The sequence below is a fragment of the Bradyrhizobium sp. S3.7.6 genome (genome assembly GCF_054061875.1).
The window spans coordinates 5,776,628-5,801,028 of record NZ_JBSSEQ010000001.1; the positions used below are offsets into that span (position 1 = coordinate 5,776,628).

At 65.8% G+C, this 24,401-nt stretch carries 31 protein-coding genes; 18 read left to right on the forward strand and 13 right to left on the reverse strand.

The window, feature by feature from the left end; translation table 11 throughout:
* Window positions 1-33: 33 nt before the first annotated feature.
* From ACVJ5M_RS28530 to ACVJ5M_RS28595, 14 genes are all read left to right on the forward strand, one after another.
* Entirely contained in the window at window positions 34-969 is a 936-nt protein-coding gene (locus tag ACVJ5M_RS28530; RefSeq protein ID WP_063983682.1) for a peptidylprolyl isomerase family protein, read from the forward strand.
* Window positions 969-2,003 carry a 4-hydroxythreonine-4-phosphate dehydrogenase PdxA gene (gene pdxA / locus ACVJ5M_RS28535; protein ID WP_063983683.1) on the forward strand — a complete coding sequence of 345 codons (1,035 nt, stop codon included), beginning with the start codon at window positions 969-971 and terminating at the stop codon, window positions 2,001-2,003. The genes ACVJ5M_RS28530 and pdxA overlap by 1 nt, the downstream gene beginning before the upstream one ends.
* Window positions 2,003-2,860: a 16S rRNA (adenine(1518)-N(6)/adenine(1519)-N(6))-dimethyltransferase RsmA gene (gene rsmA, locus ACVJ5M_RS28540; protein WP_063983684.1), complete on the forward strand. Its 858-nt coding sequence runs from the start codon at window positions 2,003-2,005 to the stop codon at window positions 2,858-2,860. Before pdxA ends, rsmA begins: the two co-directional genes overlap by 1 nt.
* A gap of 22 nt (window positions 2,861-2,882) precedes the next feature.
* Window positions 2,883-3,941: an alcohol dehydrogenase gene (locus tag ACVJ5M_RS28545; protein WP_063983685.1), complete on the forward strand. Its 1,059-nt coding sequence runs from the start codon at window positions 2,883-2,885 to the stop codon at window positions 3,939-3,941.
* A 168-nt stretch (window positions 3,942-4,109) separates the two neighbouring features.
* Entirely contained in the window at window positions 4,110-4,271 is a 162-nt protein-coding gene (locus ACVJ5M_RS28550) for a Flp family type IVb pilin (protein ID WP_071917505.1), read from the forward strand.
* Window positions 4,272-4,341: 70 nt separating this feature from the next.
* Window positions 4,342-4,578, forward strand: a complete 237-nt coding sequence (locus tag ACVJ5M_RS28555; RefSeq protein WP_028157550.1) for a hypothetical protein — start codon at window positions 4,342-4,344, stop codon at window positions 4,576-4,578.
* A gap of 241 nt (window positions 4,579-4,819) precedes the next feature.
* Window positions 4,820-5,530, forward strand: coding sequence for a Crp/Fnr family transcriptional regulator (locus ACVJ5M_RS28560; protein ID WP_231144890.1), 711 nt, complete (start codon window positions 4,820-4,822; stop codon window positions 5,528-5,530).
* Between the two features lie 48 nt (window positions 5,531-5,578).
* Window positions 5,579-5,794 (forward strand): DUF6894 family protein, encoded by a 216-nt coding sequence (locus tag ACVJ5M_RS28565; RefSeq protein WP_063983687.1) that lies wholly within the window; start codon window positions 5,579-5,581, stop codon window positions 5,792-5,794.
* Between the two features lie 106 nt (window positions 5,795-5,900).
* Entirely contained in the window at window positions 5,901-6,092 is a 192-nt protein-coding gene (locus ACVJ5M_RS28570) for a hypothetical protein (protein WP_063983688.1), read from the forward strand.
* A gap of 34 nt (window positions 6,093-6,126) precedes the next feature.
* Complete coding sequence (locus ACVJ5M_RS28575) at window positions 6,127-6,303, forward strand: hypothetical protein (RefSeq protein WP_166095994.1); 177 nt, start codon at window positions 6,127-6,129, stop codon at window positions 6,301-6,303.
* 61 nt (window positions 6,304-6,364) lie between these two features.
* The gene (locus ACVJ5M_RS28580; protein WP_063983690.1) at window positions 6,365-6,586 is read left to right on the forward strand and encodes a hypothetical protein; all 222 of its coding nucleotides are present in this window, start codon (window positions 6,365-6,367) and stop codon (window positions 6,584-6,586) included.
* A gap of 189 nt (window positions 6,587-6,775) precedes the next feature.
* Entirely contained in the window at window positions 6,776-8,122 is a 1,347-nt protein-coding gene (locus ACVJ5M_RS28585; protein WP_354099491.1) for a caspase family protein, read from the forward strand.
* A gap of 28 nt (window positions 8,123-8,150) precedes the next feature.
* Window positions 8,151-8,663, forward strand: a complete 513-nt coding sequence (locus ACVJ5M_RS28590) for a hypothetical protein (protein ID WP_063983692.1) — start codon at window positions 8,151-8,153, stop codon at window positions 8,661-8,663.
* Window positions 8,664-8,814: 151 nt separating this feature from the next.
* Complete coding sequence (locus tag ACVJ5M_RS28595; protein ID WP_063983693.1) at window positions 8,815-10,059, forward strand: hypothetical protein; 1,245 nt, start codon at window positions 8,815-8,817, stop codon at window positions 10,057-10,059.
* On the opposite strand, the gene gmk is transcribed toward ACVJ5M_RS28595, so the two are convergent.
* The 9 genes from gmk to ACVJ5M_RS28640 form a co-directional block, all read right to left on the reverse strand.
* Entirely contained in the window at window positions 9,992-10,651 is a 660-nt protein-coding gene (gmk, locus tag ACVJ5M_RS28600; protein WP_063983694.1) for a guanylate kinase, read from the reverse strand. The two genes, ACVJ5M_RS28595 and gmk, sit on opposite strands and share 68 nt — an antisense overlap.
* 3 nt (window positions 10,652-10,654) lie before the next feature.
* Window positions 10,655-11,542 (reverse strand): YicC/YloC family endoribonuclease, encoded by an 888-nt coding sequence (locus ACVJ5M_RS28605; protein ID WP_063983695.1) that lies wholly within the window; start codon window positions 11,540-11,542, stop codon window positions 10,655-10,657.
* A gap of 116 nt (window positions 11,543-11,658) precedes the next feature.
* Entirely contained in the window at window positions 11,659-12,936 is a 1,278-nt protein-coding gene (mltG, locus tag ACVJ5M_RS28610; protein ID WP_135215284.1) for an endolytic transglycosylase MltG, read from the reverse strand.
* 125 nt (window positions 12,937-13,061) lie between these two features.
* Window positions 13,062-14,327 (reverse strand): beta-ketoacyl-ACP synthase II, encoded by a 1,266-nt coding sequence (gene fabF / locus ACVJ5M_RS28615; RefSeq protein ID WP_063983697.1) that lies wholly within the window; start codon window positions 14,325-14,327, stop codon window positions 13,062-13,064.
* 108 nt (window positions 14,328-14,435) lie between these two features.
* Complete coding sequence (locus tag ACVJ5M_RS28620; RefSeq protein WP_008130699.1) at window positions 14,436-14,675, reverse strand: acyl carrier protein; 240 nt, start codon at window positions 14,673-14,675, stop codon at window positions 14,436-14,438.
* 307 nt (window positions 14,676-14,982) lie between these two features.
* Window positions 14,983-15,720: a 3-oxoacyl-[acyl-carrier-protein] reductase gene (gene fabG / locus ACVJ5M_RS28625; RefSeq protein ID WP_028147729.1), complete on the reverse strand. Its 738-nt coding sequence runs from the start codon at window positions 15,718-15,720 to the stop codon at window positions 14,983-14,985.
* Window positions 15,721-15,732: 12 nt separating this feature from the next.
* Entirely contained in the window at window positions 15,733-16,692 is a 960-nt protein-coding gene (fabD, locus tag ACVJ5M_RS28630; RefSeq protein ID WP_063986419.1) for an ACP S-malonyltransferase, read from the reverse strand.
* 172 nt (window positions 16,693-16,864) lie between these two features.
* Window positions 16,865-17,890 carry a fatty acid desaturase family protein gene (locus ACVJ5M_RS28635; protein ID WP_063983698.1) on the reverse strand — a complete coding sequence of 342 codons (1,026 nt, stop codon included), beginning with the start codon at window positions 17,888-17,890 and terminating at the stop codon, window positions 16,865-16,867.
* Between the two features lie 3 nt (window positions 17,891-17,893).
* Window positions 17,894-18,598 (reverse strand): TetR/AcrR family transcriptional regulator C-terminal domain-containing protein, encoded by a 705-nt coding sequence (locus tag ACVJ5M_RS28640; protein ID WP_063983699.1) that lies wholly within the window; start codon window positions 18,596-18,598, stop codon window positions 17,894-17,896.
* A gap of 345 nt (window positions 18,599-18,943) precedes the next feature.
* Here ACVJ5M_RS28640 and rpsF point away from each other — a divergent pair, with 345 nt between their 5' ends.
* From rpsF to rplI, 4 genes are all read left to right on the forward strand, one after another.
* Window positions 18,944-19,450, forward strand: coding sequence for a 30S ribosomal protein S6 (rpsF, locus tag ACVJ5M_RS28645; protein WP_014495806.1), 507 nt, complete (start codon window positions 18,944-18,946; stop codon window positions 19,448-19,450).
* Between the two features lie 5 nt (window positions 19,451-19,455).
* Window positions 19,456-19,695, forward strand: coding sequence for a 30S ribosomal protein S18 (rpsR, locus tag ACVJ5M_RS28650; protein WP_007592020.1), 240 nt, complete (start codon window positions 19,456-19,458; stop codon window positions 19,693-19,695).
* 128 nt (window positions 19,696-19,823) lie between these two features.
* Complete coding sequence (locus tag ACVJ5M_RS28655; RefSeq protein WP_063983701.1) at window positions 19,824-20,801, forward strand: YybS family protein; 978 nt, start codon at window positions 19,824-19,826, stop codon at window positions 20,799-20,801.
* A gap of 48 nt (window positions 20,802-20,849) precedes the next feature.
* Entirely contained in the window at window positions 20,850-21,452 is a 603-nt protein-coding gene (gene rplI / locus ACVJ5M_RS28660; protein ID WP_063983702.1) for a 50S ribosomal protein L9, read from the forward strand.
* Between the two features lie 36 nt (window positions 21,453-21,488).
* Here rplI and ACVJ5M_RS28665 read toward each other — a convergent pair whose 3' ends face one another.
* From ACVJ5M_RS28665 to ACVJ5M_RS28680, 4 genes are all read right to left on the reverse strand, one after another.
* The gene (locus tag ACVJ5M_RS28665; protein ID WP_028149711.1) at window positions 21,489-21,956 is read right to left on the reverse strand and encodes a PaaI family thioesterase; all 468 of its coding nucleotides are present in this window, start codon (window positions 21,954-21,956) and stop codon (window positions 21,489-21,491) included.
* A 10-nt stretch (window positions 21,957-21,966) separates the two neighbouring features.
* On the reverse strand, window positions 21,967-22,563 hold the full coding sequence (locus tag ACVJ5M_RS28670; RefSeq protein ID WP_231144888.1) for a TetR/AcrR family transcriptional regulator: 597 nt from the start codon (window positions 22,561-22,563) through the stop codon (window positions 21,967-21,969).
* A gap of 108 nt (window positions 22,564-22,671) precedes the next feature.
* A complete protein-coding gene (locus ACVJ5M_RS28675; RefSeq protein WP_063986420.1) occupies window positions 22,672-23,661 on the reverse strand; it encodes a hypothetical protein in 990 nt (329 codons plus the stop codon).
* A 312-nt stretch (window positions 23,662-23,973) separates the two neighbouring features.
* Window positions 23,974-24,279, reverse strand: coding sequence for a hypothetical protein (locus ACVJ5M_RS28680; RefSeq protein ID WP_231144886.1), 306 nt, complete (start codon window positions 24,277-24,279; stop codon window positions 23,974-23,976).
* Between the last annotated feature and the right edge of the window lie 122 nt (window positions 24,280-24,401).

Sequence of the window (24,401 nt, forward strand, 5' to 3'; positions counted from 1 at the left end):
GAGCTCATCCCGGCTGACATGCGAGCGATAATCATGACGACCCAATTGCCTGTTTTTCGCCTCCTCCTCGCCATCGGTGCCGGGTTGATCCTCACCGGCCTGCCCGCGCCGTCGTGCGCGCAGAACATCGTCGTGATGGTCAACGGCGACCCGATCACCGATTTCGACATCGAGCAGCGCTCCAAGCTCGACCAGCTGACCACGCAGAAGACCCCGAGCCGCCAGGACGTCATCAACGAGCTGATCGACGACAAGGTGAAGCTCAAGGAAGGCAAGAAATACGGCGTCGACCCCGGCATCTCCGACATCAACCAGTCCTACGAGGGCATGGCGCAGCGCATGCGCATCACGCCGGATCAGCTCACCAAGTCGCTCGAGGTCAAGGGCGTCCGCCCCGAGACGCTGAAGGGCCGCATGAAGGCCGAGATGGTCTGGACCAGCCTCGTACGCGGACGCTTCAAGGAGAAGCTGATGGTCGGCGAGCGCGACGTCGCGCAGGCCGTGCAGGCCCAGACCGGCGACAAGCTCCAGATCGAGGGCACCGAGTACAAGATGCAGCCGATCGTGCTGATCGTGCCACGCGGCTCGTCCCCGGCGTTCCTGGAGACGCGGCAGAAGGAAGCCGAGACCTATCGCTCGCGTGTCGGAAGCTGCGAGGAAGCCAATTCGCTGTTCCGCTCAACGCCGAACGCCACCATCCGCGACACCGTCACCAAGACCACCGCGGAACTGCCCGACGCGCTTCGCAAGGTGCTCGACGACACCCAGATCGGCCACCTGACCGCGCCGGAGGTCACCAAGGCGGGCATCGAGATGGTCGTGCTGTGCTCGCGCAAGCCGACCATGATCGACACGCCGAAAAAGCGCGAGGTCCGCGAGAAGATGTATTCGGAGAAATACGAGAAGACCCAGAAGGCCTATCTCGATGATCTCCGGAAAGCGGCGATGATCGAATATCGCAACCGCTGATGGCCAACTTCGCCTTAGAACCTTCCATCAAGCCTTCGAAGCCCCTCGCCCTGACCCTGGGAGAGCCCGCCGGCATCGGCCCCGACATCACGATCGCAGCCTGGCTCAGACGCCGCGAACTGAACCTGCCCGCCTTCTATCTGCTCGGCGACGAGGCCTTCGTCGCTCGCCGCGCCAAGGCCCTCGGCGCCGGTATCCGGATTGCCTCGGTAAGCGCCGGCGAGGCCGCAGCCGCGTTCACCGAGGCCCTGCCCGTGGTCGCAACGGGCGAGAGTGCAACAGCCGAGCCCGGCAAGCCCGATGAAGCGAGCGCGCCGGCCGCGCTCGCTTCGATCCGGCAAGCGGTCGCCGACGTCCGTGAAGGCCGCGCCGGCGCCGTCGTCACCAACCCGATCGCCAAGAGCGTGCTCTACCGCTCAGGCTTCCGCCATCCCGGCCACACCGAATACCTCGCCGAGCTCGCCGCAAAGAACGGCCGCGTGCCGCAGCCGGTGATGATGCTGTGGTCGCCGCGGCTCGCCGTGGTGCCCGTGACCATCCACGTCTCCTTGCGCGATGCGCTGGCCCAGCTCACCAGCGAGCTCATTGTCTCGACCGTGCGCATCGTCGCGACCGAGCTGAAATCCCGCTTCGGCATCGAAAGGCCGCGCATCGCGATCTCCGGCCTCAACCCGCATGCCGGAGAGGACGGCTCGCTCGGCCACGAGGAGCAGACCGTGATTGCACCAGCGCTCAAAGCGTTGCGTAGCGACGGCATCGAGGCGAAGGGACCGCTCCCTGCCGACACCATGTTCCACGAGGCCGCACGCAGCACCTATGACTGCGCCGTCTGCATGTACCACGACCAGGCGCTGATCCCGATCAAGACGGTCGCCTTCGACGACGCGGTCAATGTCACCCTCGGCCTGCCCTTCATCCGCACCTCGCCCGATCACGGCACCGCGTTCGACATTGCCGGCACGGCCAAGGCCAATCCGGCAAGCCTGATCGCCGCGCTCAAGCTCGCAAGCCGCATGGCGGCTGCGCAAAGCTGATGAGCGCGATCGACGACCTCCCGCCGCTTCGCGAGATCATTCGCCAGCACGCACTGTCGGCACGCAAATCGCTGGGGCAGAACTTCCTGCTCGACCTCAATCTCACCGCGCGCATCGCGCGTGCCGCCGCGCCGCTCGAGGACTCCACCATCGTCGAGATCGGTCCCGGCCCGGGCGGGTTGACGCGCGCGTTGCTCGCGCTCGGCGCCAAACGCGTCATCGCCATCGAGCATGACGAGCGCGCGATCCCTGCCTTGCAGGATATTTCCGCGCGCTACCCTGATAGGCTCGAGATCGTGCATGGCGATGCCATGACCTTCGACCCGCGTCCGCTGCTCAATGGCGAAAGAACCAAGATCGTCGCGAACCTGCCTTACAACATCGCGACCCAGCTCCTGATCGGCTGGCTCACGACCGACCCCTGGCCGCCCTGGTACGACATGATGGTCCTGATGTTCCAGCGCGAGGTCGGTGAACGGATCGTGGCGCGCGAGGACGAGGAGGCCTATGGCCGCCTCGGCGTGCTCGCCAACTGGCGCTGCGAGACGAAGATCCTGTTCGACATTTCGCCGTCGGCCTTCGTGCCGCCGCCGAAGGTCACCTCCTCCGTCGTGCGGCTGGTGCCGCGCGCAGAGCCCCTGCCTTGCGATCGCAAGCTGCTCGAACAGGTCGCAGCCGCCGCTTTCGGGCAGCGCCGAAAAATGCTGCGACAAAGCCTGAAATCGCTTCAAGCGGATCCCGCTCGCCTTGCCGCGGCCGCAGGTGTCGATGCGACGCGGCGTGCCGAGACCATCCCGATATCAGGCTTTGTTGCCATGGCGCGTGAATTGGCGGATATACGAAAGCAAGCTGGATAACAGGAATTTCGGAGGAAGGAATATGGCGTTGATGCGTCGGCAGTCCCTGGTCAAGTTCGATGCGCCGTTGTGCGAGACCATCGTCGACACGCCGAAGCCGAAAGGCGCCGAAGTGCTGGTGCGCATCGAGCGCTGCGGCCTCTGCCATTCCGACCTGCACATCCAGGACGGCTATGCCGATCTCGGCGGCGGCAAGAAGCTCGACACCACGCGCGGCATGACGCTGCCCTTCACGCTCGGCCACGAGATCGCGGGCGTGGTCGACGAAGTCGGCTCGGACGTGCCGGCGAACCTTGTCGGAGCCAAGAAGGCGGTGTTCCCGTGGATCGGCTGCGGCCAGTGCCGCGACTGCGCCAATGGCGACGAGAACCTTTGCGCGAAACAGCGCTTCCTCGGCGTCTCCATCGACGGCGGCTTCGCCACCCACGTGCTGGTGCCCGACGCAAAGTACCTGCTCGACTACGATCCCCTGCCCGTCAACCAGGCCGCGACCCTGATGTGCTCCGGCGTGACCGCCTACGGCGCGCTCAAGCGCCTGGTCGACCGCCCGCGCCAGCGCAATCTGCTGCTGATCGGTCTCGGTGGCGTCGGCATGATGGGCCTGTCGTTCGCGCAGGCGATGTTCAAGCAGCCGATCACGGTGGCCGATCTCTCGCCGGCCGCACGCGAGACCGCGCTGAAGAACGGCGCAGCCGTCGCCTACGATCCGTCCGAGCCCGACGTGATCAAGCGCATCCTGAAGGAAACCGAGGGCGGCTTCGACGAGGTGGTAGATTTCGCCGGCAATGAGAAGTCGATGGCCTTTGCCGTGGCGGTCGCCGCGCGCGGCGGCAAGGTCGTCGTCTCCGGCCTGATGGGCGGCCAGTTCACCCTGCCGATGGTGCAATGGGTCTACAAGCGCCTGACCGTCGAAGGCTTCATGGTCGGCACGCTCGCGGAAGCCCAGGAGCTGATGGCGCTCGCCCGCGCCGGCAAGATCAAGCCGACGCCGATGCGCGAGGAGCCGATGGGCGACGTCCAGAAATGGATCGACGAGTTGCGCGCCGGCAAGGTCGTCGGCCGCATCGTGCTGAAGAACTGACGCGCAGGAAAATCTGGACAGGCTTGGCGGCGGGATGAGGTCTCGCCGCCGCGCTTTCCTCCGGCGAATTAACCCGGAATTGACGCAAGCCCCGGTTCCAAATAGGGGAACCGGCACGTCGCGAACTAAAGTCCTCGACAGCTTTCTCTTTGGAATTCTGGTGAGGCCATACAGACCATTCGCCGCTTCCTGGCCGATGAAACCGCAGCCACTGCGATCGAATACGGCCTGATCGCAGCCGGCATCGCGCTCGCGATCATCGCCGTGGTCAACAATCTCGGCTCGTCGTTGAAGTTGAAGTTCGGCTCGATCAGCACCTCGCTGAAGTAGCGCGAAACCTGCGCGCGCTGAAGGTACGTCGCCGCGCGGAACGGCTGCGACCACACCGCGTTGGCAGCGCATGTCCATTCGTTGCACCGTCGAAAGCGCATTCTTCATCGCCTGGAGCTTCCTGGAGCAGAGCGGCGAGCTCGGGCCTCCGGACGAGACCGCGAACACCATTCTGGATGCCATCGAAGCGCAGCTCAGGACCGGAGAGCGCCGGCAGTTGATGCTCGCCAACAAGGCGATCGGTGCCTACCGCAAGCAGGTGGCCCAAAGCCGCCTCCTGGCCGAACGCCAGATCCGTCTCGGATAAGAGCCCGCGGCGCCCCACAAGCGCTGGCTCATTTGGAAATTCCGTAGTTCTCCGGATGAGAACAAAGTTCGCAGCGTGTCCTGCGGGCAACGCCGGACGGCGCGACGCCTCGCTGCTGCGAACTTTTCGGTTTCCCGCAAACACTTGTGTTCACTTTGGAACTGTCGGTTCCTGCGCGGAAACGTAGGGTTTTCCTGGAGACGCCGATTCCCGGCCAACGAAGAGCCCAGAGACAAGAAGAGTGACCGGCCGGCCCAGGAACGATCTCCTGCGAAGGCTCAGCGCCCAGGATTTCGAGCTGCTCGCGCCGCACCTGCAATCGGTCGAGGTCGCCGCCAACCACGTTCTGCATCACGCCGGCGACGGCATCTCCGTCGTCCACTTCCCCTGCGGCCCTGCGTTCGTGTCGTTCGCGGTGCCGGTTGAGGATGACCGCGAGGTCGAAAGTCTCCTGGTGGGCCGCGAGGGCGGGGTCGGTCTTTCCGCAGGCCGCAGCCCGTCGCCGGCCTTTTCCCGCGTCGTCGTGAAGGTCGGCGGCACGCTGGTCCGCCTGCCGCTGCGCGCGCTCGAGCAGGCGCAGCAGCGATCGCCCAGCATGCATGAGATTTTTTCGCGCTACGCAGCCTGCCAGTTCGCACAGCTGCTCCAGACCGCGGCCTGCAACGCGGCGCATTCGATCGAGCAACGCGCGGCGAAATGGATCATTGCGGCCCGAGAGCATATCGGCAGCGACGAAATCCGCCTTACCCATGAGCAGCTCGCCAGCATGCTCGGCGTCTCCCGCAGCTATGCCAGCCGCGTCATCCAGACGTTCAAGGCCAGGCGCATCCTCGCGACCCGCCGCGGCGCCATCCTGATTCTCGATGCGCCGGCACTCGAGACAAGCGCCTGCACCTGCAACGGCGCGGTGAAGAAGCACTTTCGCGAAGTGCTGGGACGCTCGGCGGGCTAGAACGATCCGCGCAGCCGGAACATATTCGCGTGGCCCGCATTGCCCGACATGGCGCGGTACTTCTTTCATTTCGAGGGCCAGCAACCTCACACCGACACGACCGGTGAAACGCTCCTCGACGACGATGCCGCCTGGCGCGAAGCCGTCCGCCTCTCCCGCGACGTCGAGCATGCGCTGCGCCCCGGCGACAGCTGGACGCTCAGCGTGTTTGACGGAAGCGAGCCTGTCTTCGTGCTTGCAATGGTGACACGGCGGTTTCGCTGACAGCCCTTCCCGTCGCCTCCGCACCGATCACATCAGACCACCAATTGGAACGCCGCGAATGTCCCATGCGTTGGCATCTCGTGAGGCAACGACGGAGTCAAAGCCCATGACGAAGCCGCTGACGAAAACGGTCAAGCCTGTTCCCGCGGAGAACCAGAGCCACAAGGGTCCCGGCAGCACGCCGTCAATTCCGCTCGACACCACCAAGGGCCATCGCGACGACGAGAAGCAGAACATTCGCGAACAGGCCGAGCACGGCAACATCACCCAGAACACCACGAACAGGCGCATGGGCTAAAAGACCAGGGGGATCGAAGAGAGGAGACACGAACTTGGTCGATCTCGGCAAATGGTACGATCCGATATCCGAGCGCTGGATCGCACCACGTGAATCACGATTGGAAGAAAAATCCTCTCATGCAAGCGAGAACCACGTCCTTGAGCTGCAGCGGACCATCGAAGTTCAGCGCATCTGGCGCGCACTTGTCGATTGCTGCGCCCGCGACTGATGATCTTGCGCGCACGCCGCGGCGGATCGACCCGCCGCCGGCCGCGCCGTTGTAACCCTGCATGAACGATCCTGCTTCATCCGCAAGGCCCGTCGCAACCGCGATATGCTATCTGTCTATCATCGTTGGCTGCGCCTGCCTGCTGCTGGCCGCAATCTGCATCGCCATCGCCTGCCAGGTCTTTATCCAGACCGGCGTGTTCGCCCAGTCCTACGCGCTGGTGGGACTCATCAGCACTGCGCTGGGATGTCTGGCGCTGACGCTGGCGCGGGTGTGGAAGTAAACACCGATCCATCCCTCATCATTCCGGCGTGCGTGGCCCGGGGTGGATGCCCGGGATAAGCCCGGGCATGACGGCCTGTAACGCTCCCATGCGATTGCCCTGCACAGAATGTCGCACCGCTTTTCGCCGGCGCGCCGGGCTGGTAGATTGGCGTCATTGCCTTGAAGAATTTTCGCTTTGGGGGTTTTCATGCGCGCGAGGATTTTCAATCGCGTCGTGGGGCTGGCGGCGCTGGCCGCAGCCCTGCTTATCGCCGGGGCGGCGCCGGCCTCGGCCGAGAAGCGCATTGCGCTGGTCGTCGGCAACTCCGCCTACAAGAACATCACGCCGCTCGACAACCCGTCCAAGGACGCGAGCCTGATGGCGGAGACGCTTGCCGCGCTCGGCTTCACACTGGTCGGCGGCCGCGCCCAGCTCGATCTCGACAAGGGCGCGATGGACATCGCGGTGCAGAGCTTTGGCCGGCAGGTCCAGGGCGCCGACGTCGCGCTGTTCTATTATGCGGGTCACGGCGTGCAGGTCGCCGGCTCCAACTATCTCGTGCCTGTCGGCGCCAATCCGACGCGCGAGGCCGATGTCGATTTCCAGATGACCGACGTCAACCTCGTGCTGCGGCAGATGCAGGGATCGGGCACGCGCCTCAACCTCGTGATCCTCGACGCCTGCCGCAACAACCCGTTTGGCTCGCGCGGCCTGCGATCCTCCGACGGCGGCCTTGCGCAGATGCGCGCGCCGGAGGGCACGCTGATCTCCTACGCCACGCAGCCCGGCAACGTCGCGCAAGACGGCAGCGACGGCCACAGCCCCTACACCAAGGCGCTGGCGGCGACGGTCCGGACCGCGGGCCTCGACGTGTTCCAGACCTTCAACCAGGTCGGCCTCGCCGTGAAGCGCGCCACGTCAGGCGCGCAGCAGCCCTGGGTGTCATCCTCGCCGATCGACGGCACCTTCTATTTCGTGCCGCCGACGCAAAGCCCGCCGCCGCAGGTCGCGGCGATGCAGCCCGATCCGCTGCCGGCGGATCGGCTGCGCGCCGATCCCGATCGCGTGCCGCTGCGCGATGCCGCGCTGCTGAGCGAATTGAGCGAGCGGCTCTACGAGCTCAATTTCGATCCTGAGACGCCCGATGGACTGACCCGTGCGATCACCAAGCTCCAGCAGCGGATATCGATGGCGCCGACGGGCGAGGCAACCGAAGGCCTGCTGCTGCGGATGCGCAAGATGGAGGATCTGAAGCCGTGGGGCTCGATCGTGTACGGTCCCGACAACAGCAAATGGGGCATATCGTGGAACCACGCCTCGCGGCGCGCGGCGGTGGCGGATGCGCGCGGCAATTGCGCCGGCGCCAAATGTCCGATCGAGCTCTCCTTCTACGGCAACCGCTGCGGCGCGTTCGCGATATCAGACAAATCCTGGTCGCTGGTCCAGCGCGACAGCATCCAGCACGCCAGGGATGCCGCGCTTGACGAATGCGGCAAGGCTGGCAAAGCTTGTCGCATTATCGGATCCGTCTGCGCCGACGGCTCCGGCCGCTGATACCTTTTTCATTTCGGATTGTTTCCTCATGCCCAATGCCGTCGTCCGTACGATCGCCCTTGCGTCCCTCCTCAACCTCGCCCTCGCCTCGTCGTCCGCCTTCGCGCAGTCCGGCAGCGCCGGCGGCTCGATCGGCAACGACGAAAAGTCGCTGTCCGGCTCGCGCCAGGATACTTCTTCAGGCCGCTCGGCCGAACCGGCCGCGCCCTCACGCCGGAGCAAGCCGGCGACCGAGGAACGCTCGTCGCCTCGGCGAAGCGGAGGTGGCGGTGGAGGTGGCGGCGGTGGTTTCGACGGTGCCTGGGCGGTCGTCAGCGTTGGTTGCGGCGGCAGCACGAGCGGCGCTGTCGTCGTGAGCTCGGGCAAGATCATCGGCGAAGGCGTTCGCGGAACCGTCAGCACGGGCGGCTCGGTCAGCACGTTCGGCCAGGGCCAAGGCGTGACCTTTACCAGCACGGGCCGGCTCTCGGGCCGCAGTGGTTCCGGAACGTGGCGCCGCTCCGACGGCTGCGGCGGAACCTGGAGTTCGGCGAAGCAATAGCCCTCGAAAACGCCTGAATTCGCGGCGGAACGAACGCCGCGCAGGCCCGATTCAAGCCACATCCTCTCCGGATTTGCGGCTCATTGCCACCCAAGTCTTTGATGACAAAGGGAAGGTAAAGAGTTGCGTTATGCGTAATCGGGAGACCAGGATGGGCAACCGCACCGCGAAGTTCATATCTGCGCTTGTCGGCAGCATCATCGCCGGCACACCACTGGCCGCCGTGTCGCAGAATGCACCGGAGGCAACGAGCTCGGCAAATGCCGCCAGCGACTGCCTCGCCTCGCCAAAGGGCGTCGCGCCGCAGGGGCAGCATTGGTACTATCGCCTGGAGCGCGGGAGCAAGCGGCAATGCTGGTATTTGCGCGCCGAAGGCGGCAAGGACAGCGCCAAGGCCGTGCAGACCGCGCAGGCTGCGCCCGATGCACCGACGGCAGATTCAGCAGCGCCGCAGCAGCACCCAGTGCAGGACGCACGCGCCGAATATCTGACGCCGCAGGGCAATACCGCGCCGACGACGCCGAATGCGCCCGCACCAGCGAAACCGGCGCCGATGCAACAAGCTGCCACTCCCTCCGCTGACAGCAACGCGCAGCAGCCCCCGGTCGCCACGCGCTGGCCCGATGCCTCCGCCGCGGCTCCGTCGCCCGCACCGCAGGCTGCGCCCGCTCCTGTCGCCTCGCCTGCGCCGCCGAGCGCGAAGCCGTCAAAATCCCCTGCCCCGGTCACGCTTGCCGCGGCAGATGCCACCACCGATAAAGCGACCGGCTCGCTCCAGACGCTGCTGCTCGTGATCGGTGGCGCGCTGGCGCTCGCCGGCCTCCTCGCCAGCATCATCTATCGCTTCGCAGGCGGACGACGCGTCCGCGTCCAGGATCGTCGCGTCAATTGGGACAATCGGGAGCCGCACGACGACGGCCGCGCACCCTGGCTCGAGGCGATGCCGACTGCCGCGCCGCGCGCGCAGCAGCCGCGCCCGGTGGATTTCGATGCCGCCCGTCCCCAGGCGGCCGCGCGTCCCCAAGCTGCCCAGCGCGAAGCCGCGCAGCCCAAGGCCGCGCAGCTCAAGGCGATCGATCACGCGATCGATGCCGTCGATCAGCGGGCGCCCCAAGCCCGCAACGAGGTCGCAGAGCTCGACGAGGCCAACATGTTCAACGGAGAGTTCGAGATCGAGGCATCGGCCCCCCGGCTCGCGGCCAACGACATCAATGACAAGGGGGCGGCCGATCGCGATGACGACGTGCAGATCGAGGACGCCGTCGACGTCGACGTGATCACGGCGATGCTGGAACGGCTGGCGCAGGAAGGACCGCGCCTCGCGAAGCCTAACCTTGAAGCTGGCCTTGCAAACCTCGTACGAAACCAACGAGGCCAGTCCGCCGCTCGCGCTTGAGGCGCTCGGCCTTCAGGATCGACTGCACTTCGGCAAACGCCTCGTCGACCGCGTGGTTGATGACGATGTAGTCGTACTCGGCCCAGTGGCTCATCTCGTGGCTGGCGCGGCTCATGCGCTTGCGGATCACCTCGTCGGAATCCTGCGCGCGCGAATGCAGCCGCTTCTCGAGATCGGCGGCCGAGGGCGGTAAAATGAACACGCTAACGACGTCCGCGCGCGCCTTCTCGCGGAGCTGCTGCGTGCCCTGCCAATCGATGTCGAACAGCACGTCCTGCCCGGCCGACAGCGCCGCCTCGACCGGCGCACGCGGCGTGCCGTAGCTGTTGTCGAACACCGTCGCCCATTCCAGCAACTCGTCGCCCTTCACCATCGCGCCGAACCTGGCCTTGTCGACGAACAGGTAGTCGCGGCCGTCGACCTCGCCCGGCCGCATCGCCCGCGTGGTCGCGGAGACCGACATCCGCAGGCCGGGCATGCGGTCGATCAGCAGACGCGACAGCGTCGTCTTGCCCGCGCCCGACGGCGAGGACAGCACGAACATCAATCCACGCCGCTCGACACCGTCAGTTCCGTGACCGCCCGTCGTCATCGATCACTCCAGATTCTGGACCTGTTCGCGGAATTGCTCGACCACGTTCTTCATGGCCAGGCCCGTATTGGTCAGCTCGATGTCGTTCGACTTCGAGCAGCAGGTGTTGACCTCGCGGTGAAACTCCTGCGCCAGGAAGTCGAGCTTGCGGCCGATTGGGCCGCCCTTGCCAATCAGCTCGCGCGCCTGCGCGATGTGCGAGGCGATGCGGTCGAGCTCCTCGCGGATGTCGGCCCTGGTGGCGATCAGGATCGCCTCCTGCATCAGGCGGTCGGAATCGAACCGGTCGGAGGTGTCGAGCAGGGTCGCGATCTGCTCGGCGAGCCTCGCCTTGATCGCCTCGGGCTTGCGGCCCGGCGCAGCTTCCGCCTTCCTCGCCAGCACTTCGACCTCGTCGACCCGCTGGGTCAGGATCTGCCCGAGCGACGTGCCCTCGCGCTTGCGCATCTCGACGAGATCGGCGAGCGCCTTGTCGAAGGCCTCCGCGGCGGCGGCACGCGCGGCCTTGTCCTCCTCCTCGTCACCCTCGGGCTCGGCAACCTCGACGACGCCCTTGATGGCGAGCAGGCCGTCGACGCTCGGCGCGACCGCATCGACCTTGCCGGCGATCATCGCGGCCGCCTTCAGGACGGCATTGAGCACGTCCTCGTTGACGCGGACGGAAGCTGCGGCGTTGGCGCGCTTGACGTTGAGATTGGCGTAGACGGTCCCGCGCGACAAAAGCTCGCCGGCGCGCTTCTTGGCGTGGGCCTCAAGCTCGTCGAACCCCTGCGGCAACCGCACCCTGAGGTCAAAGCCCTTGGCGTTGACCGACTTCAATTCCCATTCGAACGTATACGGCCCGCTAGCGCCGTGGCTTCGGGCAAAGCCGGTCATGGACGACAGCGCCATCAGGTCAATTTCTCCGGAAACTCAGGATTCGCGAGGCCCATCAGGCCACGCGAATCTTAAGACTATTTTGCGGGAAAGTGGAATCCGCAAAGTCCCGCAGGCAGATCTGCGCGAACCTAGCGCTGGACCACCGGCGGCGACGGCTGCACCGCGCCCTGGCGGGCGGGCGCGGGATTGGCGGGGCGAGCGGCTGGCGGCTTTTTCTGCTGATTGGGCCGCGCCGGCGTGGTCGCGGTCGGCGGATCCGCGGCCGCGCCGGGCGCGGCGGCCGCCGGCGGCTGCGCATCCTCGGCCGGCTCGACCGTGTCGTTCTGGATCTGCTTCTCCATCGCGCGGAGCTTGGCGACGTTCTTCTGGTGCGCGTCGTAGGTTTCGGTGAAGGCATGCCCGCCGGTGCCGTCGGCGACGAAATAGAGGTCGCGGGTGCGGGCCGGGTTGGCGGTGGCTTCCAGCGAGGCGCGGCCGGGGTTGGAGATCGGGCCCGGCGGCAGTCCCTCGATCACATAGGTGTTGTAGGGCGAAGGCTGCGTGATCTCGCTGCGCTTGATCGGACGGCCGAGCGTACCCTTGCCGCCGACCAGGCCGTAGATGATGGTCGGATCGGACTGCAGCTTGATTTTCTGCTTGAGCCGGTTGGCGAATACGGCAGCGACACGGCTGCGCTCGTCCGGCTTGCCGGTCTCCTTCTCGACGATCGAGGCCAGCGTCACCAGTTGCTCCGGCGATTTCACCGGAATGTCCTGGCTGCGGCGCTCCCAGATCTCGGCCAGCACGCGCTTGTGCGCCTGTTGCATGCGCTGGATCACCTGATCGCGCGGGGTCCCGCGCGGGAACTTGTAGGTCTCTGGCAGCAGCGTGCCTTCACGCGGCAACTCGCGGACGCTGCCGGTGAAGATGTCGTTGTCGGACAGCCGCGCCACGATCTGCTCGGAGGTCAGGCCTTCCGGGATCGTGACGGAATGCTGCACCACCTTGCCCTCGACGATGGTGGCGATGACGTCGCGCAAGGAGGCGTTCTTCTGGAACGAATACTCACCCGGCTTCAGGTCCGAGCTCGCCTTCAGCGCGGCGACGCTGGCGATGAACACCCACGGATTGACGTCGGCCACGCCTTCCCGGTTCAACGTCTCGGCGATGTCGCGCTTACCGGCCCGCTGCGGGATGTTGACGATCTTGTCTTCCTTCAGCGGCCCCGGCGCCTCGAGCAATTGCCGGCCGTAATAGTAGACGCCGCCGGCGCCGAGCATGGCGATCAGCAGAAGGGTGATGATGGCGTTGCCGACGATCACGAAGGGATTGCGCGCCCGGTCCGATCGCCTCGGCGGCGGCGGAACCTGCTCGGGCTCCAGCGCTGCCCGCGGACTCCGGGGCGAAATGGGCGGCCTTTCACTCATCGAAGCAACCTGAATCCTGCCGGTTCAATCGCGGCCAGACAATCGCTTGTCGAGCCAATGCACGCGCCCACGGGGTATGACTATCGCTGAATACGGCAAAACGGTGGATTCGTTTCAAACGCAAACTAATGAACCAGGCGGCGGAAGATCACCGACGCGTTGGTACCGCCAAAACCAAAAGAATTCGACAACGCGACGTTGACCTCGCGCTGCTTCGCAATGTGCGGCACGAGATCGATCGCAGTCTCCACCGACGGATTGTCCAGATTGATGGTCGGCGGCACGACATTATCGCGAATCGCGAGAATGGCGAAGATCGCCTCGATCGCGCCGGCGGCACCAAGGAGATGGCCGGTCGAGGATTTGGTCGAGGACATCGCGACCTTGGAAGCGGCGTTGCCGAGCAGCCGCTCGACCGCACCGAGCTCGATCTCGTCGCCGAGCGGTGTCGAGGTGCCGTGGGCGTTGATGTAGTCGAGATCGGATGCCGTGAGGCCGGCGCGCTTGAGCGCTGCCGCCATGCTGCGGAAGCCGCCATCGCCATCGGGCGACGGCGAGGTGATGTGGTAGGCATCGCCCGAAAGACCGTAGCCGATCACCTCGGCGTAGATCTTGGCGCCGCGGCGCTGAGCGTGCTCGAGTTCTTCCAGGACGAGCACGCCGGCGCCCTCGCCCATCACGAAGCCGTCGCGGTCCTTGTCGTAGGGACGCGATGCCTTCTCGGGCGTTTCGTTGAAGCCGGTCGAGAGCGCGCGCGCGGCGTTGAAGCCGGCAATGCCGATCCGGCTGATCGGCGACTCGGCGCCACCGGCAACCATGACGTCGGCATCGGCCAGCGCAATCAGGCGGGCGGCGTCGCCCACCGCATGTGCACCGGTCGAGCAGGCCGTGACCACCGAATGGTTCGGCCCCTTCAGGCCGTGCGCGATCGAGACGTAGCCGGAGGCAAGATTGATGAGGCGGCCCGGAATGAAGAACGGCGACACCCGGCGCGGTCCGCGCTCCTTCAGGAGGATCGCGGTTTCGGCAATGCCGGTGAGGCCGCCGATGCCGGAACCGATCATGGTGCCGGTCGCACACTTGTCCTCTTCGGTCTCGGGATGCCAGTTGGCATCATCGAGCGCCTGGCCGGCTGCGGCCATGCCGAAGATGATGAAGTCGTCGACCTTGCGCTGGTCCTTCGGCTCCATCCAGGTATCGGGATTGAAAGTATCGTTCGTGCCGTCGCCGCGCACGACGGTGCAGGCGTATTTGGTCTGAAGATCGGAGACATCGAAGCTCTCGATCCTGCGTGCGCCGCTTTCGCCGTTGAGGATGCGTTTCCAGGTCGGTTCGACGCCGCAGCCGAGCGGCGACACCATGCCGAGACCAGTGACGACAACCCGCCTCATGTTCGAAAACTCCGCATCGAAAGATTCACGGCCAATAACAAGAAACCGGCTGACCGCTGGTCAGCGGCCCGTCCGGTTTCAATGTTGTCCCCGCGAAAATGAAGAGCCTTAGCTCTTCGCGTTCTTCTCGAGAAACTTCGTGGCGTCGCCGACGGTGAGAATTGTCTCCGCGGCGTCGTCCGGAATCTCGCAACCGAATTCTTCTTCGAACGCCATCACCAGCTCGACGGTGTCCAGACTGTCGGCGCCGAGGTCGTCGATGAAGCTCGCAGCGTCGACAACCTTCTCGGGTTCAACACCAAGGTGTTCGACCACGATCTTCTTAACCCGCTCGCCAATGTCACTCATTGCATAACCTCGTGTTGTTCCCTGTAGACCCGACCCCCCGGGACGATACGAGCCGTCGTGGTCGTTGACTGCCTTCGCTTACGAACTTTGATTGGCCCCATCTTAACCGATGCAGGCCCGGCGAGACGGCCAAGGCTCCGCATCGCCAATATACAGGGTTTCAAAAACCTGCAATGGCGTTCTTTGCCCATCCGTTGAGCGTCCGGTTATCATACTTCAACTGCCTTGACTACAAGCCTCATTTCGCACCGGAAACGGCCGTTTGCCGCATCCCGCACCGCCCATGTGGGCAGTGCGGAAGGAGACGTCAGATCATGGCCATGCCGCCGTTGACGTGGATGGTTTGTCCTGTGACGTAGGCCGCTTCGTTCGAACTCAGGTAGACGGCGGCGGCTGCGATGTCCTCCGGCGTCCCCAGGCGGGCAGCCGGAACCTTGGCCAGAATCGTCTCGCGCTGCTTGTCGTTGAGCGCATCGGTCATCGGCGTCTTGATGAAGCCCGGAGCGATGCAGTTCGCGGTCACGCCGCGCTTGGCGTATTCGGCACCGAGCGTCTTGATCATGCCGATCAGGCCGGCCTTCGATGCCGTGTAGTTGCCCTGCCCGGGATTGCCGGTGACGCCGACGATCGACGTGATGGCAATGATACGGCCGAAGCGCTTGCGCATCATCAGCTTGGTCGCGGCGCGCGCCAGCCGGAAGGTCGAGGTCAGGTTGATGTTGATGACCTCCTCCCAGTCCTCGTCGCGGAGCTGGACGAAGAGATTGTCACGGGTGATGCCGGCATTGGCGACGAGAATGTCGACCTGCCCCATCGCGGCTTCCGCAGCGGGCACCAGCGCCTCGACCTCGTCGGCCTTGGAGAGATTGCAGGGCAGCACATGGGTACGCTCGCCGAGCTTGCCGGCAAGCTCATCCAGCACTTCCTTGCGCGTTCCGGAAATCGCAACGGTAGCACCCTGCGCGTGCAGCGCCTGCGCGATCGCGCCGCCGATGCCGCCGGTCGCGCCGGTGACGAGCGCCTTTTTGCCAGTCAGGTCGAACATTGAAAAACTCCTCTAGGCCTGCTTCGCAGCGGCCAATGCATCCTTGGCGGCGGCAATGTCGTTGGGACCACCGACCGACACGCCGACAGCGCCGTCCGCAATGCGCTTGACGAGACCCGACAGCACCTTGCCAGCGCCGATCTCGAAGAAGCGGTTGACGCCCTGCCCTGCCATATAGGCAACCGACTCGCGCCAGCGCACCGTGCCGGTGACTTGCTCGACCAGGCGGCGACGGATCTCGTCGGGATCGCTGATGGCGCTCGCCAGCACGTTCGACACCAGCGGCGCCGCCGGCGCCTTGATCGTGACCTTCGCCAGCGCCTCCGCCATGGCGTCGGCGGCGGGCTGCATCAACTTGCAATGGAACGGTGCGGACACCGGCAGCAGCATTGCGCGCTTGGCACCCTTGGTCTTGGCAATCTCGACGGCGCGATCGACCGCAGCCTTGTCGCCGGAGACGACCACCTGCCCGCCGCCATTGTCGTTGGCGGCCTGGCAGACCTGGCCCTGTGCCGCCTCGCCTGCGACCTCCATGGCGGCCTCGTAGTCGAGACCAAGGAGAGCGGCCATCGCACCGGCGCCGACCGGCACGGCTTTTTGCATTGCGAGACCGCGGGTGCGAAGCAACCGCGCGGTGTCCGAGATCGTCAGGCTGCCGGCCGCAGCCAGCGCCGAATATTCACCGAGCGAGTGGCCGGCGACGAAGGCCGCATCCCGCCCCACGGAAAACCCGGCTTCGGCCTCCAGCACGCGCAGCGTGGCGACAGATACCGCCATCAGCGCCGGCTGGGCGTTCTCGGTAAGCAGGAGCGTTTCTGCAGGACCATCCCAGATGATCGCCGTCAGCTTCTCCCCAAGCGCGGCATCGACCTCGTCGAACACGGCGCGCGCCACCGGAAAGGCGTCGGCCAAGGCCTTGCCCATGCCAACCGCCTGGGACCCCTGCCCTGGAAATGTGAATGCTGCCGTCATCGGCGCTCCCTGCTTGTCGGGCGTGATCCCTGCGAGAACCGGCAGCCGATGACGCACGGCCTTAGGCCATGGTTCCGGATCATGCTCCAAAGGGGGCCGTAGACACTGTCCGGGGCCGGAATGTCAAGCCAAGATAGGAACTTCGCCCGGGATTCAACGGGGAATGCCGGCCCTAGAATCCGCCATTGGTCTGATTGGCGTCGACCGCGGCCCCTGCCTGCGCACGGCGGGCGCTGTTCACGAGTTGCCCGGGCCGGTCATCCCGGTCCGGCTTCGCGGTCGCGAGCCGCAGCACCGCGGCGTAGCCCGGCTGCACCTCCATGCGATCTGCGTGCCGGCTCGCACTCAGCAGCCGATGCACCTTCGGCAGATTGTAGCAGGGCACGTAGAACAAGAGATGATGCTCGAGGTGATAGTTCACGTAGTACGGCGCGATGAACAGCCGCTCGAGAAAATTCGCATGCGTGGTGCGGGTGTTGCGCAAGGGATCGCTGCTGTCGGGCACGACGGCGTGCTCGGCGATGTTGCGGATGCGGGTGATGACCATCATCCAGGTCAACAGCGGCACCAGCCATAAAAGCGGATAGGCCCACCACACGCCGGCCGCCGCGAGCGCTGCGAACATCGCGGTATTGGCGAGACATTGCGGGCCGAGTTTCTCCCAGAAATGCGCCGCGCGCTGCCGCAACGTCCAGTCCTTCGGCCCGAGCGCATTGAGCAGTTGCGCCTTGCGCTGCTGGTAGCCGGTCTGCCCGGTGATGTCGCGAATGAACTTGCGGCGATAGCTCAGCCTGGTGATCGGAAACGGCGCCGACAGCACGAGATCGGGGTCATCCTCCTGCTGGGTGCGCGCGTGATGCTGAAGGTGATAGCGCCGATAGCTGCGCGTCTCCGCGAAGAGAGGATAGGCGCAGAACCATTGGCTCAGGGTCAGATTGGTCTTCTCGTCAGCGGACAGGCAGCCATGCGCGCCGTCATGCATCAGGATCGCGAGCCCGAGCTGGCGCGAACCGATGATGGCAACGGCGAGAATGTAGGTGATCGGGTTGGGCCACCACGCCACCAAAGCGATCGCTGCGACAATGAGTGCCCAGGCGTGGGCGATCAGCGCGACGCCTTTCCAGGTCACGCGCTGGCGCACGTCGGCGAGCTGGTCGTCGGTCAGGAAATCGCGGGCACGCATGCGAAGTGCAGTCATGGCCTAACCCTCCTCATTCGAATTGCCAGATGCGTCGCGCTCGTCGACCAGACGGAGGCGCGCCGTGTCGCTGGCTGATTTCGCCTGCTCGCCAAGCACACGCAGCATCTCGGCGCACAATTCATCCGGCGACCGGCCCATGGCGTACCCCTCGAGAATGACGCCGATGGCGACGGCCCAGAACCGCCGCGAGCTTTCGTCGGGCGCACGCAGGGAGCGCCAGCCGTGCCGCGCGACCTGGCTCGCATAGGCGCGTGCGCCTTCACCGTGCAGGCGCTCGATGGTGCGCTCGACCAGCGGCGCAAGATCCTGGCGCCGCCGGGTCAGCGTCAGCGCCTCTGCGAAGAAGGCGACCGAATCGCTCGCCGTCACGGTCTCGGCTAGCGCGCGGGTATAGTCCCGCGGCGTGCGCGCTTTCAGCGCTGCCTGCTCCGTCGCCCGCGCCAGATACAGCAGCTCTCGGCAAGCGCATTCGACGAACAGCGCCTCCTTGGTGCGGAAGTAATAGGTGATCTGGCTCGGGAACGCGTCCGCGGCGGCGGCGATGTCGGTGATGGCCGTGCCGGACAGCCCCCGCTCCCTGAACAGCGGGCTCGCCGCATCCAGCAGCAGCGACCGCATCTTGCGGCCGGCCGAACGTGTGGCCCGTGCCGCATGCTTGGGGTCGCCAGCCGCCTCTAACGGCTCATGGACCGACTTTTCCGCCATTGGGGTCCTCTGCGTTGATTTATTTGTATGCTATACAAACAAATAAATCAAGCTGGTATGGTCCGCGAGGACCGGTCCCGCTGCCCGCACCGGAACCATCCGGGGCCGAAAGCACGGCCTCCAACCTTGCAAAGCCGGCCAAAATCCGTATAAGCGCGCCATCCGCAGACCCCGGCCGGGAGCTGAACGGACGGTCTCAGCAAATCATTCGTGATTTTGGTGTGGCAGGGCCAGTCGGCCCGTCGTCCCGTGTTTCCGCCTTCTGAGCTTAATCCCAGAGTCCTTTCCGAAGGCCTCTTAAGGGCTTGACGCCGGGCGATGCGCCAACATGAGGAAAGGACCATTATGGCTCTCTATGAGCATGTTTTTCTCGCGCGCCAAGACGCGAGCACGCAGCAGGTCGAAGAGCTGACTGCGCAGATGACCGGCATCGTCGAGGGTCTCGGCGGCAAGGTCACCAAGACCGAGAATTGGGGCGTTCGCTCCCTCACCTACCGCATGAACAAGAACCGCAAGGCGCACTTCGTGCTGCTCAACATCGACGCGCCGTCCGCGGCGATCGCCGAGATCGAGCGCCAGGAGCGCATCAGCGAAGACGTGATCCGCTATCTCAGCGTCCGCGTCGAGGAGCTCGAGGAAGGCCCGTCGGCGATGATGCGCAAGGCTGACCGTGACCGCGAGCGTGACGACCGTGGCGGCGGCTTCCGCGGCGATCGTGAAGGCGGTGGCTTCCGTGGCGACCGCGAGGGTGGTTTCCGTGGCGGCGATCGCGACGGTGGTGGCTTCCGCGGTGACCGCGGTCCGCGCCGTCCGCGCGACGAAGCTGAAACGACAACGCCGGATGCGGAGTAAGATCAATGGCTGAAGCTGGTGCACGCCGTCCGTTTTTCCGTCGTCGCAAGAGCTGCCCGTTCACGGGCGCAAATGCTCCGAAGATCGACTACAAGGACTCCAAGCTCTTGATGCGCTACGTTTCCGAGCGCGGCAAGATCGTGCCGAGCCGCATCACCGCGGTGTCGGCCAAGAAGCAGCGTGAGCTCGCCCGCGCCATCAAGCGCGCGCGCTTCCTGGGCCTGCTGCCCTACGTCATTCGCTAAGACGAATTCGGCCGGCGGCGACATCGCCGCCGGCCGCGCTTTTTTGGTTTCATAAGGCTTCCGGGTCGTCCGGTCGCCGATGGTTGGGGCAAGATGCCTCTAACCGCTCGAAGGGAGCGGGACAGCTGATGATGACTCTTGGACTGATAGCTCTGATCGCCGGCGCTGCGTCGGCCCTGATGTTCGCCTCGATCGTATCGGGCGCGCTGATCTCGCTCGTCCTGTTCTATCTCGCACCGCTGCCGCTGATGGTCGCCTCGATCGGCTGGGGCCCGCTTTGCGCGAGCCTCGGCGGCATCGCAGCTGCGATCGGCCTCGGGGCCCTGTTCGGCCTGCCCTACTGCATCGCCTTTGCCGTGACCGTCGCGCTGCCCGCGTGGTGGCTCGGCCATCTCGTCCTGCTCAGCCGGCGGGTTGGACCCGTCGCGCCGGAAGCCACCACCGAGCCGCCGGCCGAGCCCGAGCTCGAATGGTATCCGGTCGGTCGCATCCTGCTGTGGATCGCGGGCTTCGCCGCGCTGACCACGATCGCCGCCCTGCTCACCCTCGGCACCGACGCCGAGACCATCACCGGCACGCTGCGGCGCGGCTTGATGCGCCTGCTCCGCACCGCCGACCCGCAGACGTCAGGCGAAGCCGGTCAGTTCGTCGACGCGCTGGTGCTGATCGCTCCGGCCGCCGCCACCATCGTCGCGATGATGACGCTCACCCTCAATCTCTGGCTCAGCGGCAAGATAACGGCGACATCGGGCCGCCTGCTGCGTCCGTGGCCGGACATGATGACGGCCGAGCTGCCGCCGATGACGCTGGTGGCGCTCTGCATCGCGCTCGCGTTCTGCTTCACCGGCGGGTTGCTCGCGATGGTCGCGCAGATCACGACGGCGGCGCTGATGATGGGCTATGCGCTGACCGGATTTGCCGTGCTGCATACGCTGACGCTGGCGCTGAAGAGCCGCACCTTCTGGCTCGGTTCGACCTATGCCGTCGTCGTGGTGTTCGGCTGGCCCGTCATCGCGATGGTGATCCTCGGCCTCGCGGATGCCGTGTTCGGCTTCCGCGAGCGCTTCCTGCGCAGCCGCCAGCCACCGCCGCTGCCAACCTCTTAAGTTCAACCCCAAAACCCAACTCACTCAACACTTCAAAGGAGAACGAATATGGAAGTCATTTTGCTGGAACGCGTGAGCAAGCTCGGCCAGATGGGCGAAGTCGTGAAGGTTCGCGACGGCTATGCCCGCAATTTCCTGCTCAAGCGCGGCAAGGCGCTGCGCGCCACCGCCGACAACCGCGCCAAGTACGACGGCATGAAGGCCGATCTCGAGGCTCGCAACCTCCAGTCCAAGGGCGAGGCGTCCAAGGTCGCCGAGAAGATCCAAGGCAAGAACATCATCGTGATCCGTCAGGCTTCCGAAGCCGGCCAGCTGTTCGGCTCGGTCACGGTGCGCGACGTCGTCATTGCGTTCGAAGCCGACGGTGTCTCGCTTGAGCGCCCGCAAGTGCAGCTCGACGCGCCGATCAAGACCATCGGCAAGCACACCATCACCGTCGCCGTTCACCCCGAGGTCGAGGTCGAGGTTTCCGTCACGGTTGCGCGCAGCCAGGACGAGGCCGAGCGCATCAACCGCGGCGAGGACATCTCGACCCGCAACGAGGACCGCGATGCGGCCGCCGAAGCGATCGCCGCCGCCGGCGAGTTCTTCGATCCGGAAGCCCAGCAGGACGACGAGCCGGCGCCGGCTGCGGACGAGACCGAGAAGTAAGACCCGCGTTCGCGCAGGTTGCGACGCCCGGCCGCCTCAGGCGGCCGGGCTTTTCGTTTTCGCGGCGACGTCCTCGCTCAGCATCGCGATCGAAGCGAGCGCAGTTGCCGTGTGCTTCTCGACACCGTCGTTGACGCAAAACACGTCGGCCGCGACCACCGAGACCTGGCGGCCCGGCTTGATCACCCTGGCCCGGCAGATCAGTTTCTCGCCGACCGCCGGCGACAACAGATTGAGCTTGTATTCCGCCGTCAACGCCGGCTGGCCGCGCGAGGTCGCCGCCGCGATCGTCGTGGCGTTGTCGACCAGGAAGGCGGTGACGCCGCCGTGGAAGAAGCCGTGCTGCTGGAGCAGCTCGGGCCGGCGCGCGACCGCAATCGTGCAAGTGCCGCGCGACAATTCCGAGAGCTCGGCGCCCACCAGGTTCATAAACCCCTGACGGCCGACATTGGCGTGGATGCGCTCGGCTACAGCTGCGAATTCGGGATCTGCTTCGGCTCGCATGCGGCTTCTCCTATTGCTTGTGGATGCGATCGGGCGGCCGCAGCGCACGGATGGCACAGGCGACAAGCGTGTCGGCTTCGCTGCGCGGATCGGCGCGGTCACGTCCCGAGAGAAAGGCGCGGCAGAAGATCTGGGCAGGGCCGATGAGCTGGCTGACGAACATCACCGGCGTCATAGGCAAGAGCTCGCCGCCGGCAACCAACGGCGCGCGCCAGCGCTCGATGCCTTCGGCAAGGCGCGCATTCTGCGCGCGCTGAGCGTCGCGGACGTCCTCGCTCCATTCGCTGCGCGATATCTCGAAGAGATAGCGGGCCTCGCGCCGGCTCGACACCACCCAGTCGAGATGGGCCCGGATCAACCGATCGATGCCCTGCCCGGCCCTCGGCATCGGATCGAGCGCGGCCAGCACCGCGGCGTGATAGTGCCGCAGCACCTCCAGGAAAAGCGCGCCCGCCAGTTCCTTCTTCGATCCGAAGACATGAAAGAAGCTGCCGTTGGAGGCGCGTGCCCGGGCGCGGATCGCTGCCACCGTCGCGGCTTCGAAGCCGACGCGGTCGAATACGAAAAGCCCGGCCGCCAACAGGTCGTCACGCACGCTCGTCGTCATCGACGCCTCCTAGAGCATCACTCTAGAGTAACGCTCTAATTGCGGTCAAGACGATGCGAAGGCCGCGATGCGTGCGGCCTTCGCAAATCGACGGAAAATCTGGCTCGCTTAGCGCGAAATCGGCGGTGTGGGCGGACCGGACGAGTCGGCTGGCGCCGCGGGCGGGGCCGCAGCGGTCGCGGGCGGTGCAGGCTCCTGCGGCTTGGCTGCCGGCTCGGAGCTCACGGCAGGCGCGGCCGGCTTAGCAGCCTCCTCCGCCGGCTTGGCCTCGGCGGGCTTCGCGGCGGCAGACGGTGCAGCCGGCGTGACCTGCGGTACCGGATCGGGCCGCAGCGCCGGAGTATCGCTGCCGCGCGGCTCGACCTTGGCACTATCCGGCCTGGCCTCAGCGGGCTTCTCTGCCGGCTTGTTCTCGGGCTTCGCCTCGTCACGGCCGGGCTCGACCTTGGCCGAGTCGGGCCTGGTCGTGTCAGGCTTGGTCTCGGCCTTCGGCTCGCTCTTCTTGTCTTCAATGGCCGGCGCGGCGGCGTCGACCTTCGGTGCTTCCTCGGTCCCGGGCTTGGCGCGACGCTTAGCTTTGCGTCCCTCGGGCGCGGCCTGGCCCTCGGGCTTCGCACCTTCCTTCGATCCCTCCTCGGGTGGCCGTGCCGCGCGCTTCTGACGGGCGCCCTCGGGCGCGGCAGCCTCGCCGTCCGGCTTGGCGGCGTCCTGGGAGCGCTGGCGGCGCCCCTGATGGTCCGGCGCCTGGCCGGGCGCGGTATTGGCTTCCTTCTCCTTGGCGCCGTCCTTTTTGTCCTTGCCGTCCTTGGCCTGGTAGCGGGTGTCGGTGGCACCGTTGGAGACGAGGTAGGACGCGAGCACGCCGGCCATGTCGGAGCTGGTCGTGTAGTGCTGGCGCAGGAAGCCCGGCAGCGAGCCCGGCGCCACCGTCTTCAACAGACCGCGCGGGCTCTTGTGGCAGGCACTGCAGGTCTGCGCGAAAAGCTGGGATGGGGCCTTGCCGGCCTCGAGGTTCGTCGCCTGCGCAAGGACGGTATCGGTCACGCCGAAGCCGATCAGAAGAAATACCGTCGCGAGGCTGAGCGCTCGGCTCGACATTCCCATCATCTCCATTGAATTTACGCGAATGCAGCCGGCATAAGGCGCGGCGGCGGGTCACCTTTTAGCGGATTGAGCCGCGAATGGAAGCAGCCTCCACACGCAAGGATGTGATTAAGCGCTTTTGGAATATCGGCTGTGATCACAGCGCAATAGCGCTGCAGCTTGTTCGAGTGCCGGTGGCCTCGTGAGACGACGCGTCGCCTGTCGGAAGCGGCACATCGTCGCAAAGTCACGACGCCGCAGACACCCGTCATCGTGCGCGCGAAGGCGGCGCCGAACCCGGACCTGACGCTGGTTGGTGAATGAATCCTAATGACGCAGGGTCGAGATCTGGGACGATCGGAAAGAGGCTGTTAACGCCAGTTGCGCCCGCAGGTCCGCGAGGGTCTCGGGCGAGACCGGCTCGCGCCGCACTTCGGGCCGCTCGGCGTGCTGCATGGCCGCGATCAGCCCCGACAACCAAAGCCGGCTGGCCGCCTCGCTTCGCCAATTCTGGTGCTGCCGTTCTGGCCGCATCGCTCGCCTCGTTCCCTGGTGGCGGGAGACAACCCCCCGACCGCCTTCCTGTTCCGGGTCGTACCCCGAAAGAATCCGGGGAGATGTGATCTGTTTCACATAAGTCTCGTCGGGCCCGGCTTAGACCGTCGCCATGAGCAAGCGGACCCAAACCTCATTCGACGTGCAGGACGACCTCCGCACCGATTACGCTCTGATCGCCACCGGCGTCGGAGCGGCCT